The 15,914-nt window shown below is 61.5% G+C and carries 25 protein-coding genes; 17 read left to right on the top strand and 8 right to left on the bottom strand.

From position 1 onward, the window contains the following. The first annotated feature begins 31 nt into the window (after positions 1–31). Entirely contained in the window at positions 32–415 is a 384-nt protein-coding gene (locus tag ACFWEM_RS18930; protein WP_378535903.1) for a hypothetical protein, read from the top strand. Here the strand turns inward: ACFWEM_RS18930 and ACFWEM_RS18925 are convergent. Continuing rightward, on the bottom strand, positions 412–714 hold the full coding sequence (locus ACFWEM_RS18925; protein ID WP_378448631.1) for a MerR family transcriptional regulator: 303 nt from the start codon (positions 712–714) through the stop codon (positions 412–414). The genes ACFWEM_RS18930 and ACFWEM_RS18925 overlap by 4 nt on opposite strands. 358 nt (positions 715–1,072) lie before the next feature. On the opposite strand from ACFWEM_RS18925, the gene ACFWEM_RS18920 reads away from it, so the two are divergent. The 5 genes from ACFWEM_RS18920 (at position 1,073) to ACFWEM_RS18900 (ending at position 3,328) form a co-directional block, all read left to right on the top strand. Beyond that, positions 1,073–1,231, top strand: coding sequence for a hypothetical protein (locus ACFWEM_RS18920; RefSeq protein WP_378535901.1), 159 nt, complete (start codon positions 1,073–1,075; stop codon positions 1,229–1,231). 84 nt (positions 1,232–1,315) lie between these two features. After that, positions 1,316–1,861, top strand: a complete 546-nt coding sequence (locus tag ACFWEM_RS18915; protein WP_378535899.1) for a Dps family protein — start codon at positions 1,316–1,318, stop codon at positions 1,859–1,861. A gap of 73 nt (positions 1,862–1,934) precedes the next feature. Next, positions 1,935–2,069, top strand: coding sequence for a hypothetical protein (locus tag ACFWEM_RS18910; RefSeq protein ID WP_020968725.1), 135 nt, complete (start codon positions 1,935–1,937; stop codon positions 2,067–2,069). Between the two features lie 48 nt (positions 2,070–2,117). After that, positions 2,118–2,822 carry an ANTAR domain-containing protein gene (locus ACFWEM_RS18905; RefSeq protein ID WP_378535897.1) on the top strand — a complete coding sequence of 235 codons (705 nt, stop codon included), beginning with the start codon at positions 2,118–2,120 and terminating at the stop codon, positions 2,820–2,822. Between the two features lie 185 nt (positions 2,823–3,007). Next, entirely contained in the window at positions 3,008–3,328 is a 321-nt protein-coding gene (locus tag ACFWEM_RS18900; RefSeq protein ID WP_378535895.1) for a WhiB family transcriptional regulator, read from the top strand. 30 nt (positions 3,329–3,358) lie between these two features. On the opposite strand, the gene ACFWEM_RS18895 is transcribed toward ACFWEM_RS18900, so the two are convergent. After that, a complete protein-coding gene (locus ACFWEM_RS18895; RefSeq protein WP_378535893.1) occupies positions 3,359–3,796 on the bottom strand; it encodes a hypothetical protein in 438 nt (145 codons plus the stop codon). Positions 3,797–3,933: 137 nt separating this feature from the next. Between ACFWEM_RS18895 and ACFWEM_RS18890 the strand changes: the two genes are divergently transcribed. Together ACFWEM_RS18890 and ACFWEM_RS18885 are read left to right on the top strand one after the other, a co-directional pair. Then, entirely contained in the window at positions 3,934–4,467 is a 534-nt protein-coding gene (locus ACFWEM_RS18890) for an ATP-binding protein (protein ID WP_378535891.1), read from the top strand. After that, positions 4,464–5,246, top strand: coding sequence for a SigB/SigF/SigG family RNA polymerase sigma factor (locus tag ACFWEM_RS18885; RefSeq protein WP_378535889.1), 783 nt, complete (start codon positions 4,464–4,466; stop codon positions 5,244–5,246). The genes ACFWEM_RS18890 and ACFWEM_RS18885 overlap by 4 nt, the downstream gene beginning before the upstream one ends. Positions 5,247–5,262: 16 nt before the next feature. On the opposite strand, the gene ACFWEM_RS18880 is transcribed toward ACFWEM_RS18885, so the two are convergent. After that, positions 5,263–5,511, bottom strand: a complete 249-nt coding sequence (locus ACFWEM_RS18880) for a hypothetical protein (RefSeq protein WP_030535920.1) — start codon at positions 5,509–5,511, stop codon at positions 5,263–5,265. Between the two features lie 399 nt (positions 5,512–5,910). Between ACFWEM_RS18880 and ACFWEM_RS18875 the strand changes: the two genes are divergently transcribed. The 3 genes from ACFWEM_RS18875 (at position 5,911) to ACFWEM_RS18865 (ending at position 7,871) form a co-directional block, all read left to right on the top strand. Beyond that, positions 5,911–6,279: an STAS domain-containing protein gene (locus ACFWEM_RS18875; protein ID WP_378535887.1), complete on the top strand. Its 369-nt coding sequence runs from the start codon at positions 5,911–5,913 to the stop codon at positions 6,277–6,279. A 94-nt stretch (positions 6,280–6,373) separates the two neighbouring features. Next, on the top strand, positions 6,374–7,351 hold the full coding sequence (locus ACFWEM_RS18870) for a YihY/virulence factor BrkB family protein (RefSeq protein ID WP_378535884.1): 978 nt from the start codon (positions 6,374–6,376) through the stop codon (positions 7,349–7,351). Between the two features lie 316 nt (positions 7,352–7,667). Further along, positions 7,668–7,871, top strand: coding sequence for a cold-shock protein (locus ACFWEM_RS18865; RefSeq protein ID WP_003943666.1), 204 nt, complete (start codon positions 7,668–7,670; stop codon positions 7,869–7,871). A 146-nt stretch (positions 7,872–8,017) separates the two neighbouring features. Here the strand turns inward: ACFWEM_RS18865 and ACFWEM_RS18860 are convergent, their stop codons facing one another. Continuing rightward, the gene (locus ACFWEM_RS18860) at positions 8,018–8,257 is read right to left on the bottom strand and encodes a CDGSH iron-sulfur domain-containing protein (protein ID WP_378535882.1); all 240 of its coding nucleotides are present in this window, start codon (positions 8,255–8,257) and stop codon (positions 8,018–8,020) included. On the opposite strand from ACFWEM_RS18860, the gene ACFWEM_RS18855 reads away from it, so the two are divergent. Then, positions 8,258–9,307: an iron-containing redox enzyme family protein gene (locus ACFWEM_RS18855; RefSeq protein ID WP_378535880.1), complete on the top strand. Its 1,050-nt coding sequence runs from the start codon at positions 8,258–8,260 to the stop codon at positions 9,305–9,307. Here ACFWEM_RS18855 and ACFWEM_RS18850 read toward each other — a convergent pair. Next, the gene (locus ACFWEM_RS18850; protein ID WP_378535878.1) at positions 9,264–9,962 is read right to left on the bottom strand and encodes a HemK2/MTQ2 family protein methyltransferase; all 699 of its coding nucleotides are present in this window, start codon (positions 9,960–9,962) and stop codon (positions 9,264–9,266) included. The genes ACFWEM_RS18855 and ACFWEM_RS18850 overlap by 44 nt on opposite strands. Positions 9,963–10,071: 109 nt before the next feature. Here ACFWEM_RS18850 and ACFWEM_RS18845 point away from each other — a divergent pair, with 109 nt between their 5' ends. The 5 genes from ACFWEM_RS18845 (at position 10,072) to ACFWEM_RS18825 (ending at position 14,076) form a co-directional block, all read left to right on the top strand. Further along, positions 10,072–10,839, top strand: a complete 768-nt coding sequence (locus ACFWEM_RS18845) for an ANTAR domain-containing protein (protein WP_378535876.1) — start codon at positions 10,072–10,074, stop codon at positions 10,837–10,839. 234 nt (positions 10,840–11,073) lie between these two features. After that, a complete protein-coding gene (locus ACFWEM_RS18840; protein ID WP_378535874.1) occupies positions 11,074–11,778 on the top strand; it encodes a glycosyltransferase in 705 nt (234 codons plus the stop codon). Then, on the top strand, positions 11,775–12,713 hold the full coding sequence (locus tag ACFWEM_RS18835; protein WP_378535872.1) for an acyl-CoA dehydrogenase: 939 nt from the start codon (positions 11,775–11,777) through the stop codon (positions 12,711–12,713). The genes ACFWEM_RS18840 and ACFWEM_RS18835 overlap by 4 nt, the downstream gene beginning before the upstream one ends. After that, positions 12,707–13,465, top strand: a complete 759-nt coding sequence (locus ACFWEM_RS18830) for a PIG-L deacetylase family protein (RefSeq protein WP_378535870.1) — start codon at positions 12,707–12,709, stop codon at positions 13,463–13,465. The genes ACFWEM_RS18835 and ACFWEM_RS18830 overlap by 7 nt, the downstream gene beginning before the upstream one ends. Further along, positions 13,462–14,076 carry a class I SAM-dependent DNA methyltransferase gene (locus ACFWEM_RS18825; RefSeq protein WP_378535868.1) on the top strand — a complete coding sequence of 205 codons (615 nt, stop codon included), beginning with the start codon at positions 13,462–13,464 and terminating at the stop codon, positions 14,074–14,076. The genes ACFWEM_RS18830 and ACFWEM_RS18825 overlap by 4 nt, the downstream gene beginning before the upstream one ends. Here ACFWEM_RS18825 and ACFWEM_RS18820 read toward each other — a convergent pair. From ACFWEM_RS18820 to ACFWEM_RS18810, 3 genes are all read right to left on the bottom strand, one after another. Next, positions 14,073–14,957, bottom strand: a complete 885-nt coding sequence (locus tag ACFWEM_RS18820; RefSeq protein WP_378535866.1) for a DMT family transporter — start codon at positions 14,955–14,957, stop codon at positions 14,073–14,075. The genes ACFWEM_RS18825 and ACFWEM_RS18820 overlap by 4 nt on opposite strands. Before the next feature lie 74 nt (positions 14,958–15,031). After that, positions 15,032–15,208: a Sec-independent protein translocase subunit TatA gene (gene tatA, locus ACFWEM_RS18815; RefSeq protein WP_019747480.1), complete on the bottom strand. Its 177-nt coding sequence runs from the start codon at positions 15,206–15,208 to the stop codon at positions 15,032–15,034. After that, positions 15,208–15,879, bottom strand: coding sequence for a Rid family hydrolase (locus tag ACFWEM_RS18810; protein ID WP_378535864.1), 672 nt, complete (start codon positions 15,877–15,879; stop codon positions 15,208–15,210). Before ACFWEM_RS18810 ends, tatA begins: the two co-directional genes overlap by 1 nt. Between the last annotated feature and the right edge of the window lie 35 nt (positions 15,880–15,914).

The raw sequence follows: 15,914 nt of genomic DNA, 5'->3' as shown, positions 1-15,914 counted from the left end.
TGCTGCATCGGCCCAGAAAGACAGGCCGACCATGCCCCTCACGATGAAGTACTCCGAGACCTACAACGACGCTCTCATTGCGCTCGCCGCCGCCACTCATCGGCCGGCCAATGTGGTGAATCTGTTCGGCGAGTATGCGATTCGTGTTGATCTCGAGTACAACCGATACCTGCTCGCCACCAATACCGTTGCCGGGCTTTCGGATCAGCCTGATCTGGGCGACTTGTGGCTGGTGAGATTCTTTCAGTCCGAACTGACCGACACTCCCGATCAACTGCTCGCAGAGGCGTCGCATCAATGGCTGGTCGATGCCCTGGATACAGCGCTGGAGCAGATCGAACGCGCCGGCAACAAAATCGTCGCAGATGCAGATTTCGGCGCCCCTGGCCGCACCGACGCACCCCACGGAAGCTAGCCGGCTTCCGCAGTCAACTGACTGATCCGAGCGGCCAGAACGGCATTCTCGGCCTCGAGAGACAAGATCAAACGGATTCCGACAAGATTGACTCCGTCGTCGATCAGCGCGGTGATTCGTCCGAGCGTATCCAGATCAGCCTCGCTGTACCGGCGCGTACCGCCATCCGTGCGCGTCGGTGTAAGCAGGCCCCTTCGCTCGTAGAGGCGCAGCGTTTGAGGTCCTACTCCGGACAGTTCTGACATCACTGAGATCCCGTACACGCCACGCAGCGCCCGGGTCTGAGATTCCGACGTCACTGGAACCTCCTAGTTCGGTGTCGGCTGCCTTCGTCGGCGTCATCCGACCTTAGCATCATCAGGCAGTGAATCTGACGCCGGCGACATAGATTCAAAGGTGTCCAGGACCACTTGCGGCGAAAAATGAGGAGCCGACGGAGCACGTAAGCGCAGGTGAGGAGTGTTTTCGACCGGAAGCGGCACGCAACTTGCTTCCGCAGTTGCAACGCCGCTACCTTGCCAATTATCTACATCGGCTGATATAGATTTTGTAGCACCTGAAAGCGCCAAAACCGGCGCTCGAAGCTGCAGAACACCCAGACGTCGGAGTTGGTGGTTCAGCTGACTCCCTCACGGCACACTCTTCACCGGGAGCAAGATGACGACGATCGACATCCCGCCCACACAGGGCGAGAGCAGCACCGGCATCGGGATCACAGCCGCAAGCGCGACTTTGACGACCGTAGAGGTCAAGCGCCGAATCGCGATGATGTTCGGCGACCCGGTGACAGAGGAACCAGTCGCACTCGCGCACTGAACCTGACCGACCCGCGATCCGATTGACGATGGCGCGCGACCGCCCCAATGGAGGGCGATCCCCATCATGACGAGAGGAAAACATATGTCCGAGTTCACCGTACCGGGGCTGAGCAGTGCAGACGGCTCGACCGTCGCCGACACCCTGCAGGAACGCCTCAGCGCCTACAACGATCTGCACCTCACGCTCAAGCACGTCCACTGGAACGTCGTCGGACCCAACTTCATCGGCGTGCACGAGATGATCGACCCGCAGGTGGAACTGGTTCGCGGCTATGCCGATGATGTGGCGGAACGTATCGCGGCACTTGGCAACTCGCCCAAGGGCACCGCAGGAGCGATCGAACGTGACCGGACGTGGGACGACTACTCCGTCGGCCGCGACGATGCTCGCGCTCACCTCGCGGCGCTCGACCTGGTGTACACCGGGGTCATCACAGACAGTCGCGCCGCCATCGAGAGCGTCGGAAAGATCGACCCGATCACCGAAGACATGTTGATCGGCCAGACGGCACAGCTGGAAAAGTTCCAGTGGTTCGTTCGCGCGCACCTCGAGAACTCCGGCGGCAGCCTCGTGCACGAAGGCGCGTCCACCGAGCTGGATGCCGCAAATGAGGCACGCCAGAACTGATTCACCGTCCTCGATTTCGGCCGATCGGGGGTCGGCCGAAATCGCGTTCCCCACAACCGGAAAGGGCAGGAGCATGTCTGCGGACTCGCGCGGCACGTCGGCACAAACGCGTCGCGAGTATCAGATGTTCGTACTGCAGCAGCGTTTGTTGTTCGGATCGATCGTGGCAGGCACTGCTCTCGGGGTCCTCGCAATCAACTACTTCTGAATCACCAGGCGCCGCAGCCGTCGAAGACAGGACAGAAACGACACAATCATGAGTTCGAGCACTCTCCGCTCGATCGCCAGTAGCGATCGATTTGCGGCAAGCACTTCTTCTCTTCTCCTCGTGGACAGCAATTTTCGTGTCCGGGGAGCAAACGGAGAATACCTTGCCATGTCCGATCGCAGTTTGGATCAGCTGCACGGAGTGGAAGTGTTCGAGGCCTTTCCCGACAATCCTGCCGACTCTTTTGCCGACGGAATCTCCTCGTTGACAATGTCGTTCGAGCGGGTGATGCAAACCAAATCTCGTGATGCGATGCCGACTCAACGGTACGACGTGCGCGACGAGCGCGGTTCCGGGCTGTTTGTCACGCGCTACTGGAACACCGTGAATTCCGCCGTCACCGATGACGACGGCCGGGTGATCGGGGTGCTTCATCGTGTGTACGAGGTTTCACGACCGCAGGCTCAGCAGTCCAGCTCGGCGCCAGACGTACTCGCCCGCCTTCGCGCGGAAAATGACGAACTGCGAAGAGCTTTGGATTCTCGGCCCGTGATCGAGCAGGCCAAGGGATTGCTGATGGCCGAGCGTGAGTGCTCAGCCGACCAAGCTTTCGACCTACTGGTCGAGATGTCGCAAGAGTGGAACGTCAAGGTGCGCGACATCGCCGGCGGTCTTGTCGCCGCAGCAGAGAGACGAGCCGGCGGTCTTGTCGCCGCAGCAGAGAGACGAGCCGTGGATCAAAAGAATTCCTGACGACCGGGATTCAAAATTTGTGCGGCTGGGTAATGACCGACCAGAGGTACCCCCGAAATCCTCCCTCTCGAGGGAGGAGCCTCGAAGGTCCCGCCGGTTCAGGCCGGCGGGACCGAGCTTTGCCTTAACACCCGACCTGGATCCGCGATCCGAGTCGAGTTCGTCACGCAGCGAAGGGAACGTCCATGTTCATGCGCTCCTACACATCTCCGCGGCCCCTTGCCGACGAGTGGGATTGGCAACTGTCCGGCACCTGCCGCGACACCGACCCGGCTCTGTTCTACGACGACACGAACGAGCGCGGATCGAGGCGGGCGAAGCGCGAGAGTTCGGCGAAGCTGGTGTGTGCCAGGTGCCCCGTCGTGCAGAGATGCCTGGTGCACGCCATCCAGACCGGGGAACCACACGGCATCTGGGGCGGGATGACGGCCACCGAACGAGAATCGTTGCGTAAGGCGCGAACTGGACCACTGGTCAGTGCTGTATCGAGCCCACCGGCGCAATAACTTCGGGGACAGACCTCGTAGAGCGGAAACTCAGGGCCGCGCCTCGTGGTGTCGACGCCCATGCGTGCGTCGACGCTCCTTCATCTCGGATTCGAAGAGATGCGGCACTCCGCCCGCCAGTCGGTCGCGCACCACCTTCTCGCATTCGCGGAAGAAGGACCAGTAGTTCTCGTCGAACTCCTCGACCAGTTGGAAAGTCCAACGCCCCTCGACCACGTTCCGGCCCATCAACTCGTCCTCGACTTGATCCGCCAGTTCGTCGTTGCCGCTGGTGCGCAGATGCTCGACGACCTCGTCGAGCATCAAATCCGCGTGCCCGATCAGCTGATGGAAGTCGTACAGAGCGCCGCGCGCGCGCTCCACGGTTTCGAGGGCATTCGACAGCACCCCCGCCGCCTTCACCGCATCATCCGTGACGCCTTCCGGTCGTATGTGTACGGGGATCTGCCTGTCCGAATGTGTGCCCATGAGGTCGCAGTACCCGAAGGCGCCACAAATGAAAGATGAGATTCGGTACGAGCGCACCACAGGTGATGTGTCTCACAATTCATCCTCTAGTTCAAGTAAAGAGGGTTAGTTCGCCGGGCGAAGGGTAATCGAAGGGCATGAACACCTCTGGGGTCGAGATGGTCGGCACGCATGGCCGCTACCGGTCCTTGCCTCGTTCTGCCGGAATACCGCCACATCTACCTACAGGAAGTCCCTTGATCCCTCTGTCGAGTTCGACCGAAGCCGAACTTAATCACGACTCCATTGCCTCGCTCCGCGTCCGAGCGTCGTACTCTCAACTTCCGACTCTGCGTGGAATCACCCGCACGGTCGCCAACAACACCGGATTGGATGTCGACGGGACAGCCGATCTTGCCCTGGCGATGGACGAAGTCGCGAGTATCCTCATCGGCCATGCGATACCGTCCAGCGACTTGACCTGCCGTTTCGAGACGTTCGGTCGCACACTTCGGACCGTCGTTTCAGTGATTGCGCACTCCGAGATTCCCGACAAGTCGCACAGCTTCGGATGGTTCGTTCTCGAGGCACTGGTCGATTCCGTCCGCTTGGAACAGTCGGAAATCGACGCGGACGGTCACATCACGCTGACGATGACGCTTGAAAAGGGCTTGCTCCAGGAGCGTGCGTGACCACTGTCCCACCGGACAAGAAGGACCAGTACGAACTAGCTGTCGAATTGTTCGTTTCGATGGCTTCGCTTCCGCCTGAAGATCCGACCCGAGAAAAGATCACCAACTCGATCATCGAATTGTGCCTGCCGCTCGCCACCCACGTCGCACGCCGCTACCAGGGGCGCGGCCAGCCTTTCGAGGACTTGGAACAAGTTGCGCGTGTCGGGTTGGTACAAGCCGTGCAGCGATTCGACGTGGAAAAGGGATCGGATTTCCTGTCGTTCGCCGTCCCGACCGTAATGGGTGAGGTACGCAAGCATTTTCGCGATCATGGCTGGTCCGTGCGTGTCCCGCGAAGCCTTCAAGAACGACACCTTGCCCTGAACCGGGCGCTGACGTCGCTGTCCCAGACGCTCGGGCGTGCTCCGACCGTCGCGGAACTCGCGAAAGAACTCGACATCGAGCCGGACGAGGTCGAACAAGGGCTGACCGCCGGCAACTCGTATCGGACCACACCGCTCGACACCGCATCCGCCGGCGACGGGAGCGGACTGACTCTGATCGACACATTGGGTCAGTACGACGAAGCGATCAGTCAGATCGACAATCACGAAACATTGCGGCCCGCGCTCCTTGCATTGCCGGAGCGCGAGCGCACGATCGTCGTTCTGAGATTCTTCGGTCATCTCACCCAGTCTCAGATCGCCGAGAAGGTCGGTCTTTCCCAGATGCATGTGTCCAGAATCCTCACTCAGACGCTGAAGCAGCTACGCACCGAGATGGGCGAAATCTTCTGACGGTACGTCTCGGCGATCAGATGTACTCCTGTGCAAGACGTTCCATCTCGTCTCGGTCGATGAGCCCGGGCTGACCGATGTCGAGGGCCTCGAGATACTTGTTGGCGAGGCGGTAATCGTGACCCCACCTTCCGTGCTCCCCGTCCTGCTCGGTGCGCTGAACACTGGAACCGGGCGGAACCTCGTCCCGCAGACCGTTGGTCTCCGCTCCGATCAGCGTGTCGAGCTTGGTCGAGATGGCCGTAAGTGCATCGCGGTCGTTCATCTGAATCCCTTCGTCCGGTGACGCTGATCCCCCACCCTACCGAAGCGTATAGCCAAAAACATTGCACTGCTTGATGTTCGACTCCACACCTGGACCGATTTACGCCCTCGAGCTACACTGAGCGGTACCGAGGTTGAGAATACAGCCGGGGTTGAAGCCACTGGCGCTCGGTTCGCATCAAGGCTCTGGATCAGGTGAGTACGTTCTCCGCGTGTCTGCCCTGCGCATATCCATTGAGCTCTACAGCTTTCCACGCCTGGACGCATTCACTTTCCGCGCCGCCAGATCGGTCGTCAGCCTTTCGATGAAAGCACACAGACCGGATCTGCCATGAATCTGAATGAACTCGACCACACTTCGATCGATTCCATCGATCCCTCAACACAATTGGGTCCGATCGTGGAAACACAAGGCTTTGCCGCCTGGCGGGTAGCACCCTCGACAGTCCTGATCCAGGTCGATGTCGACCTCGACAAACTCTCCGCCCCCGCACTGCAAGAGCTTCTCAGCTCGTACGCTGCGGAGTGGTCTCGCGTCATCCTCGACCTTTCCAATTCATTGTTCGTCGGTGCGGTATGCCTCGAACTGTTCGCCGAGCTGAACTCCCGATCACGAGCCCACGACTTCCAGTGGTCCGTCATCGGGTCGCACCCACTTCGACGCTTGCTTCGGGCAGCGCGGGCCGAAGAAGAATTTCCGGTTACGAACTCCGTCGAGGGAGCCATGCGCGCGCTCCGCGACGCCGAGAAGTCGCTCGAAGCCTCCTGACGGCACGCCCGGCACCCATGTCGAGCGCCGAGCGCTGTGCGCTCGCAGCGACTAAGGTTCGTCGGGCTGTCCGACGAGCTGAGAGAGACCGAGAATGACAATCGCCAAGCGCCTCGATGCCTTGCAACAGAAGCATCCGGCACTGGGGTTCCCTATAGCGGTCCTCTACAAGTTCCTCGACGATCAAGGTGTTTATCTCGCCGCGCTGATCGCTTACTACGGCTTCGTCTCGCTGTTTCCGCTGCTTCTCTTACTCTCCACCATTCTCGGCTTCGTGCTGTCGGACAACCCCGAACTTCAGCAACAGATCTTGGACTCGGCCTTGCATCAGTTCCCGGTCATCGGTGACGACCTGGGCAATGCGCAACAGATCGGCGGCGGCGTCACGGGTTTGGTGATCGGAATCGTCGGTGGTCTCTACGGTGGCCTCGGTGTCGCTCTGGCTTGCCAGAATGCGATGAACACGGTGTGGTCGGTGCCCCGAAACATGCGACCGGATCCCATCCGCGGGCGTCTTCAAGGGCTACTACTCCTCGGCACGATCGGTCTCGCGATCTTGGGGACCACCGCTGTCTCCAACATCGGCGGTGCGCTTCATCTGGGCGGTTCGTTCAGCTTCCTGCTGACCCTCGCGGTAGTCGTCTTGAATGCGGGCATCTTCATCGTCGCTTTCCGGCTCACCTGTGCCCGCCCGCTCTCGGTAGCCGATGTGGCACCTGGTGCGATCGCCGCTGCTGTTCTCTGGCAAGCACTTCAGTCCTTCGGTGCCCTCTACGTGACATCCGTGGTGCGGGGCGCCTCCACCACCAACGGCGTCTTTGCCATCGTTCTGGGTTTGCTGGCCTTCTTGTTCCTCGCTGCCGCCTCGATCGTCATGTGCGCGGAAATCAACGTCGTGCGAGTCGACAAACTCCATCCGCGGGCGTTGTTGGCTCCGTTCACCGACAACACCGAACTCATCGAAGGCGATCGACGTACCTTCGCCGATCAAGCAAAAGCACAACGCGCGGTTCCCCACGAGAACATCCACGTGACGTTCGACGGGCACACCAAACCCGACGAATCGGACTGATCTCGACCCCGATCGAGTTGGGTATTTGGTCCCGTCCTGAGTATCGGGGTGACATTCTGCGCCGCGAATCCAGATTTAACACAGGTGTTGTCATTTCGCGCTGTATCGAAGCGACGAATACATCACAGCAGGTAAACGCGCATAGTTGAACAATCACCTGCTTCCGACGCGGCCCCGGAACGGGACAAACCCGTCAATTACTGCAACTCGCCATGCATGTAATTGGAGACAGAAAAAGAAGAGCATGGCAGGATCAGGTGTGAGACCGGACTCTCGATGGGAGGGCTCGGCTCGATGGATCCAGGAGAATTTGGTTATGGCTCAGGGCAGTGTCAAGTGGTTCAACGGTGAAAAGGGCTTCGGATTCATCGAGCAGGAAGGTGGCGGACCGGATGTGTTCGTTCACTACTCGGAGATCCAGGGCAGCGGCTACAAGTCCCTCGACGAGGGCCAGAAGGTCGAGTTCGAGATCGGACAGGGCCAGAAGGGCCCCCAGGCTCAGAACGTTCGCGCCATCTGAGTTCGATCCCAGTCTGAATTCAGACTGAAAAGGCTGGACGCTGCACCGCACGGTGCCGGCATCCAGCCTTTTCTTGGTTTCTGGGTCCCCTGGGTTTCCGGGTCTCCTTGGTTTTCAGGTCCGGCGCGTGCCGAGTTCGGTACCGGTTAACTCGCTCGCGCCCGCTTCTTCTTGTGGGAGCTGTCGCAGAACGGCGCAATGGCGGTCCGTCCACATCGGCACAAAGCGACCGTAGAGCGCTTGTTCTCTATCGGAGTGCCGTCGTCGCGGAGCAACTCGAAGTCACCACGCACCAGCAGCGGTCCGTCCGAGCAGGCGGTTATGGTGGTGTTGCACCCGGAACCATCCGGTGTTTCGGCAGATGACGATTCGGGAAACGCAGTCATATGTCCTCTTCACTTCTCGATTCGGCCACTGGCGTGCCTACTTCCATGCCTGTTCCGCAGGCTCGCGGCCCACTGAGCGCCACTCTCGTTTCCATTCTGCTCTCCTCCGCCGATCCGAGGGAGCTGAAGGCGGCCGCTGACGCGTTCGAAGACGCACGCTCCACCGACCACAACTACGACATTCTTCGAGACGACGACGCCCAGTTGACGCTGACGCTCCTCTACGAGCTTCATCTGCAGGGAATAGAAAACGTCTCGGACGAGTGGGAGTGGAATCCGGACCTGCTCGTGGTGCGGTCTCGTCTCGAAACGCACTTCGAGTCCGCCATCGCGCAACTCGTGGGGACTGTGCCGTCGTCTGGCGACGTGGTGGCCGACCTGTGGGCGATGACGGCGCCCAGTGCCGGACCCGGTCTTGCGTCCTACATGGCGAAGGACGCCACGGTCGATCAGTTCGCGGAGGTGCTGATTCACCGTTCGCTCAATCAGCTCCGCGAAGCGGATGTGCACACCCTTGGAATTTCTCGGCTCTCCGGTGCCGTCAAGGCAGCCCTCGTCGAAGTGCAGAGCGACGAGTACGGAGGCGGCCGCGCAGAGCGTATGCATTCGCGTCTGTTTGCCGACACGATGCGGGCTGTCGGCCTTTCGGACCGCTACGGTCACTACATCGATGCCGTTCCCGCCGTGACCTTGGCGTCGTTGAATGCTCTCTCGCTCTTCGGTTTTCATCGCCGACATCTCGGCACCCTGGTCGGGCACCTGTGCGCCGTCGAGACCACGTCGGCGCTGCCGAGCAAGCGTTACAGCGCCGGCCTGCGCCGACTCGGATTCGGTTCGCACGCGACCCTGTTCTACGACGAGCATGTCGAAGCGGATTCCGTCCACGAACAGATTGCCGTTCGCGAACTTGCCGGCGGCCTTGCTTCTTCGCAGCCACACCGCGCCGGCGACATCTTGTTCGGCGCCGCAGCTTGCCTCGCGTTCGACGACCTTCTCGGCGAACACCTCACATCGAGTTGGGAGAAGGGTGAGACTTCGTTGCGCGAATGATCACGAGTTGTTCGATTTCCTGACCGGTGGTGATCAACCCCCGCGCCTCGAGCATCGTGCGTCTCTCACGCATCACTGGCCCGAACGGAACGTACTTCCGGGCCGAAATCTCCACGGCCATACCGTGTTCCTCGAGTATCGCCTCGGTCTTGTCGACCCCGCACAGTACCGACTGCAGGAGAAGAAGTGTGCCGCCGGGGACGAGTACGTCGTGAACGGTGGCCGCGATCCTGTCGATGAGGGCGCGACCGTCCTTGCCTGCGTCCCAAGCTCGTTCGATTCCAGTGGTAGGGAGGTCATCTGCAAGTGCAGGGACGTACGGAGGGTTGGAGATCACCAGATCGAAGTGTTCGCCGTGCACGGCCTCGGTGAGATCGCCACGACGGGAATCGATCAAGGTGCCGTTGAGGATTCCGTTGAGACGAGCATTGGCGCACGCTCGGCGAGATATGTCGACCGCGACGACGTGGCCTGCACCTGCCGTAGATGCCGCGACGGCGAGGGCGCCGGTCCCGGTGCACAAATCCAGCACGCGACTGCGAGCAGTGAGGTGCTCGAACAGCAGTGCATCCGCGAGTAACGACGTGTCATGTTGCGGTGGATACACACCGGGTAAACGCAGGATCATCATCGGCTCCTCTTTTTCAGGCGACATCGCGCATCGCTGCGTGCGGCTACCCCGGAACCCCGAATTTCATGCAATATTGGAGCATCGGCAGCCTGGAACGGTTACATCGCCGCAGTTTGCGGAGTAGACCTGAGTCATGACAGGCAATGCGGACACTCCACAAGGGGCCGCGGCGTTTGCTTCCGCAGCAGATTCACTCGACACTCTCGCCGAAGCGATTGCCGGACTCCGGTCCAATCTGAACACGGACGAGCACCTCGACTCCATGCTCCAACGTCTGGCCGAGACGGCGGTCAAGGCACTGCCGGACGCCGACGCAGTCAGCGTGACCGTGTTGTCGGCCGATGGCCCGCGAACTGCTGCATCTACCGCGGACTATCTCTCCGCGATCGACCACGCCCAGCACTCCGCCGATCGTGGACCGTGTGTGGACGCCGCACGCTCAGTCTCGTCGGTCCGGGCAAAGGTGGGTGATCACGAAGCCGAATGGCCGGAATTCACCGTCGAGGCCCGCAAACAAGGCGTCCGGTCCTATCTGTCCGTGCCGATCACCATGGGCGAGGGGAGCGCCGAACTTCTCGGCGCTTTCAACGTCTACGGATTCGCATCGACCGAGTTCAAGGCCTTCGACGAAGAGTTGATGAAATTGTTCACCGCCGGTGCGGGCGCGGCGATCGCGGATTCACGACGCTGGCGTCAGGCACACGAGCACATCGAACAATTGCACTGCGCCATGGAGTCTCGGGCCGAGATCGAGCAGGCCAAGGGCGTCCTGATCGCCGTCCACGGTATCGACGCCGAGGAAGCATTCAGTCGACTCGTGCAGCAATCACAGCACACCAACGTCAAACTCCACGACGTTGCACGGATGCTCATCGATTCGGTGCGCCACCGCAGGTTCTGAAGATTCTTCGGTCGCAAAACCCCGTTTTGCACCCGAAGACACAGTCGCAAAACCCCGTTTTGTACCCCGAAGGTTCAGCTCCCAAACGTATCCAGAGATGTTTCACCGAAACAGGTTTCGACCTGCGCGACTGCTGGCGGTCGAGCGGCGGCACTCGTCTGAAATGTGGTTATCTGTTGAGAACCGGGACGAAAGAAAACCCGACCGTACCAGGGTGAGGAAAGGATCGTCGCTGTGCCAATCGACCAGGTTCTTGTCGTAGTTCCCGCCCACAACGAAGCCGAAGACCTTCCCAATTGCCTTCGTGCACTCGCAACAGCGGCGTCGGCTTGCGTTGTCCCCGTCCGAGTTGTCGCCGTCCTCGACAACTGTTCGGACGGAACCGCGGGGGTCATCCCCGAAGGCGTGGATGTGCTCCGCGTCGAGCACCAGAACGTCGGGCGCTCACGAGCGACGGGCTTCTCCGAGTTCGGCCGAGATTTGGGTCCTTCAGCGTGGTTCACCACCACCGATGCCGATTCGGTGGTCGGACCCACCTGGATTGCGCGCCAATTGGAATATGCGCGTACCGCGGACGTGGTTGCGGGAACCGTTCGCATCGCAGATTGGGAGGGTCAGCCGCAGTCCGTCCGCGAGCGATACGAACGTATGTACCACGCACATCCATATGGTCGACACGGTCACATCCACGGCGCCAACCTCGGTGTTCGCGCTGACATGTACTGGAGCGTCGGAGGATTCTCCGATCTCGAGGAGGACGAGGACGTCGATCTCGTCCGACGATTGAGCGCGGCGGGCGCGTGTATCGCGTGGGCAGAAGACATTGCGGTCACCACGTCTGCGCGCCTCGACGGCCGAACGCCGGGCGGCTTTGCCGGACATATCCGTAACCTGGGTGGTACGACCGCCGATAACGAAGAAGCGGAGCTGGCACGATGAAACGACTACACACACTCTTGGATGCAGGCGGACTGTATTTGCCACTGCCCGGCGGCGGCGCAACGGCCGCACGGTGGACCTCCCTCGCAGAGCTCACACGGGAGAACGTGGTTCTCGGCCGGATGGCTGAGGCTCACACCGACGCCGTCGCGATACTCACCGAACTCGACGGACCCGATCCCGAACCGGGACAGCTGTGGGGCGTGTGGGCAGCCGAGCCACCCACACCGGTGGTGAATGCGTCTGAGCACGTGGGGATCTGGACACTCACCGGTCGCAAGTTGTGGTGTTCTGGCGCCAACACCTGCACGCATGCACTGATCACCGCCTTAGTCGAGGGAGTCCCCTCTCTCTTCGCGGTTGAACTCGGACTACCTGGAGTGCATCCGGTTCCCGATTCGTGGAAGGCCGTCGGTATGGCCGAAAGCGACTCCAGTGCAGTCGACTTCGACATGGTTCCGGCCATACCGGTCGGAACGGCAGGCGACTACCTGAGCCGGCCTGGGTTCTGGCACGGGGCGATAGGCGTGGCTGCATGCTGGTACGGCGGCGCCTGCGGAGTCGCAGATCCGTTGTACGACAAGGCCGCAAGCACCGAAGATCCGTACGTCCTCGCACATCTCGGCGCAGTCGACGCAGCGTTGGCCGCGGCGCGCAACGCTCTCGCAGTCGCGGCAGCGGAGATCGACGCAGATCCCGCTGACCAGAATGCCGAAGCCATGCAACGGGCCCTACGCGTTCGCGCAATCGTGGAGCGTGCCGCGACGGAAACCCTCGATCGGGTCGGACGCGCTCTCGGAGCCGCACCGCTCTGCATGGACGCCGAACATGCCGCGCGGGTAGCCGACCTCACCGTCTACTTGCGGCAGAGCCACGCCGAGAAGGATCTCGCCGAACTCGGCCGGATCGCGGCCAAGGGGAAACGGCCGTGGTGAACTCGAAACTGTTCGCGCAGAAGTCTGTCGACGACGGCGGCACCCCCGAATCGACGTGGAGGGAGTGGGGACGCAGTTTTCCGGAACTGGATCTCACCGGGTGCTCACGATTGATCGTCGTCGCTCCCCATCCCGACGACGAAGTACTGGGGCTGGGTGGAACCGCCCTTCTGGCAGCACTTTCCGGAATCGAGGTTCAAGTGGTGTCCGTCACCGACGGCGGAGCTTCACATCCCGACTCACCGACTGTGTCTCAGCCCGAGATGGAACGACTTCGACGGTCCGAGTCGGATCAGGCAGCGCGTGTACTCGGAATTCCTACGCCCGTTCGACTGAGTATCCCGGACGGGAGGATCGGCGAGAACCGGCAGGAGTTGACCGACCGCCTCAGCTCGATTCTCGGTGATTCATCGGCGGAAACCTGGTGCGCATCGACGTGGCGTGGGGACGGCCATCCGGACCATGAATCCACCGGGGACGCAGCTGCGAAGGCTTGCGAGGACACGGGATCACGGTTGATCGAGTATCCCATCTGGGCTTGGCATTGGGCCGCGCCGGATCATGCGGCAGTCCCGTGGGAACGAGTCAGAAGAGTGACCTTGCCGTCTGATGTTCAGGCCGCAAAATCTGCTGCTGCCCAAGAGTTCACATCACAGATCGCACCGCTCTCCGATCACCCTGCGGATGCACCCATACTCCCCCGACACGTGATGGAACGCTTACTGCGCCCGTACGAAACGGTGTTCGTATGACCGATCGTGAACTTCCCGCGGATTACTTCGCCAAGATGTATGCCGCACAATCTGATCCATGGGATTTCGAATCCCGTTGGTACGAGCAGCGAAAATACGCGCTCAGTGTCGCGATGCTCCCGAAACCCCGATACCGTCGTGCATTCGAACCTGGGTGCTCGATCGGGGTTCTCACCGAGAAATTGGCCGAGCGCTGCGACAGCGTTCTCGCGACCGACATCGTCCCGGCCGCACTCGACGGTGCTCGTGCGCGGCTTGCCGGTCGCGACGCCGAATTCCGCCTCTGGGCTTTGGGCGACGACTGGCCCGGCGAGACCTTCGACCTCGTCGTCATCAGCGAGGTCGGCTACTACCTGACCTTCGACAAACTCGTTGAGGCAATGCTGCAGGTCGTCGAGCATCTCGAGCCTGGCGGCACTCTGCTGTGCGCCCACTGGCGTCACGTCGTACCGGAGTATCCGCAGAACGGTGACGCCGTTCATTCGGCTGTGCGCCAGACGCCGGGGTTGGCACAGTTCGCGTCGTACCAGGACGAGGACGTGCTGATCGACGTCTTCGTGAAGGGTCCGCCGTCACCACCGTCGGTGGCTCGTTCCGAAGGTCTGATCTAGCCGACCGGCGTACGAGGGGTTGCGTTCGCGTCGTCGTTCGCGGCCCCTCGCGCCAGGGCAATGGTCGCCGCAGCCATGGCCGCGAGCGCGAGGACGAGCACGGCGGCGACCTTTCGATCCGCATCGAGATATTCACCGAGCACCACGAATCCGAGCAGCGACGCCACGACCGGTTCCATGATCGTGGTGGCCGGCAGCGAAGCCTGGAGGTCCCCCGCCTGAAAAGCCGACTGCTGCAAAGACGTCGCGACGGCGGCAACGACGATCAGTGCGTAGAACTCGAAAGACGTCAGGATCGCGTGAGGTCCGAGGTTCACGAGATGAACGACGCCCTTGGTCAATACCGCTGCTACGCCGAAGAGCGTCCCGCCGGCAAGACCGAGTAGGAGGGCGCGGGCGGAGCCTGTTCGACGATGTGCCCCGAACAGGCAGAGCGCGATGAACGGCAATCCGATCGCGGAGATCACGATCCAGTGGTGTGTTTCGGCTCGGGGCTCACCCGGCCGCGGATCTCCCACAATCACCAAGACTGCAACAGATGTGGTGAGTGCCGCGGCCCACAACCACTCGCGAGCGCTGATACGGCGTCCACTGAACCGGGCGCCCAGCGGTAGTGCGAACAGCAGTGAGAGCACGAGGAGCGGCTGAACAAGGAGCAACGATCCGAGGCCGAGGGCCGACGCTTGCAGCGCATATCCCGCGATTCCGACCACGGTGCCGAGCCACCAGACCGGGCTGTGGACGAGCGTCGTGATGGGTCCGAGTGCCCCGATCGAATCGTCCGGGACAACAGCGGCCGTGCGCTGGCGCACAACGGTGCCAACGGCGATGCAGAGCGCCGCACCGATGGCGAAGATCGCGGCAAGCAGAGTGTGGGACACGCTTTCACTTTTGCACAGCACCCCCACCTGTGCGCGGTTGAGGAGTGTGGGGACTCCTCAACCGCGCACAGGGGTCAGTCTCGCTTCTCCAGCGCAAGGTCCGTATCCGAATGCAGTTCACCGACTTCGGTCTTGAGGATCCGCATCGACCGACCGAGGCCGCGGGCGGCGTCGGGCAGCTTCTTCGAACCGAACAGCACTACGAGTACTACTGCGACGATCGCCCAGTGGGTTGGGCTGAGCGCGCCCATCAGGCGGGTTCCTTGCCCTCGGGGTACACCGCGTCGACCTCTACCTCGACGAGCCAACCGGCCACCGGCAGTCCCGCAACCTCCAGGGCGAAGCGGGTCGGCCGGGCGCTGTTGCGCTCGATCGGGGCGATCGGTTCGGCAGTGCCCATCGGCACCAACTCCGTGTCGCCTGTGTCGAGATTGGTATTGGCGAAGAACTGGCGGTACGCGCGATTCCATCCGGTGTAGTCGGCCTTGTCCGACCCCGGTGCGTTGTCGAGGAAGACGCGCATCGTGACGACGTCCTCGAGACTCAACCCCTGGGCTTCGAGATTGTCGCGGATCCTCTTGAGGACGTTGATTCCCTGCGCCTCGGTGACAGTCACTCCGGCGGGCAGAATTCCGCCGGAGAACTGGCCGTCGATGTACGACTCGGGGGATCCTTCCGGCGCCGCCTTGTTGCCTGCCGACGGACCGATGCCGCTGGTCTTGTAGATCGCGGTGTCGCCGCCGATTGCGACGCCCTGAGCGATCATCGGGTTGGCCTGCCCCGCTTCGATGACCGACTTGGAGACGAACGAACTCGATGTGGTCTCGGCGTCCGCTTCATCGGATGAACAGGCTGTGGCGGTACCCAGCAGCGCGGTGGCGGCAAATGCGGCCGCAAGGATCTTGGTGCTGCGAGATTTCATGATCTGACCTCCAGAGAAAGGGATGAAAAACAAAG

The sequence above is a fragment of the Rhodococcus sp. NPDC060176 genome (assembly GCF_042728675.1).
Classification (GTDB): Bacteria; Actinomycetota; Actinomycetes; order Mycobacteriales; family Mycobacteriaceae; genus Rhodococcus_F.
The sequence above is the reverse complement of the archived record's forward strand: the minus strand, read 5'-3'. Positions and strand labels throughout refer to the sequence as shown.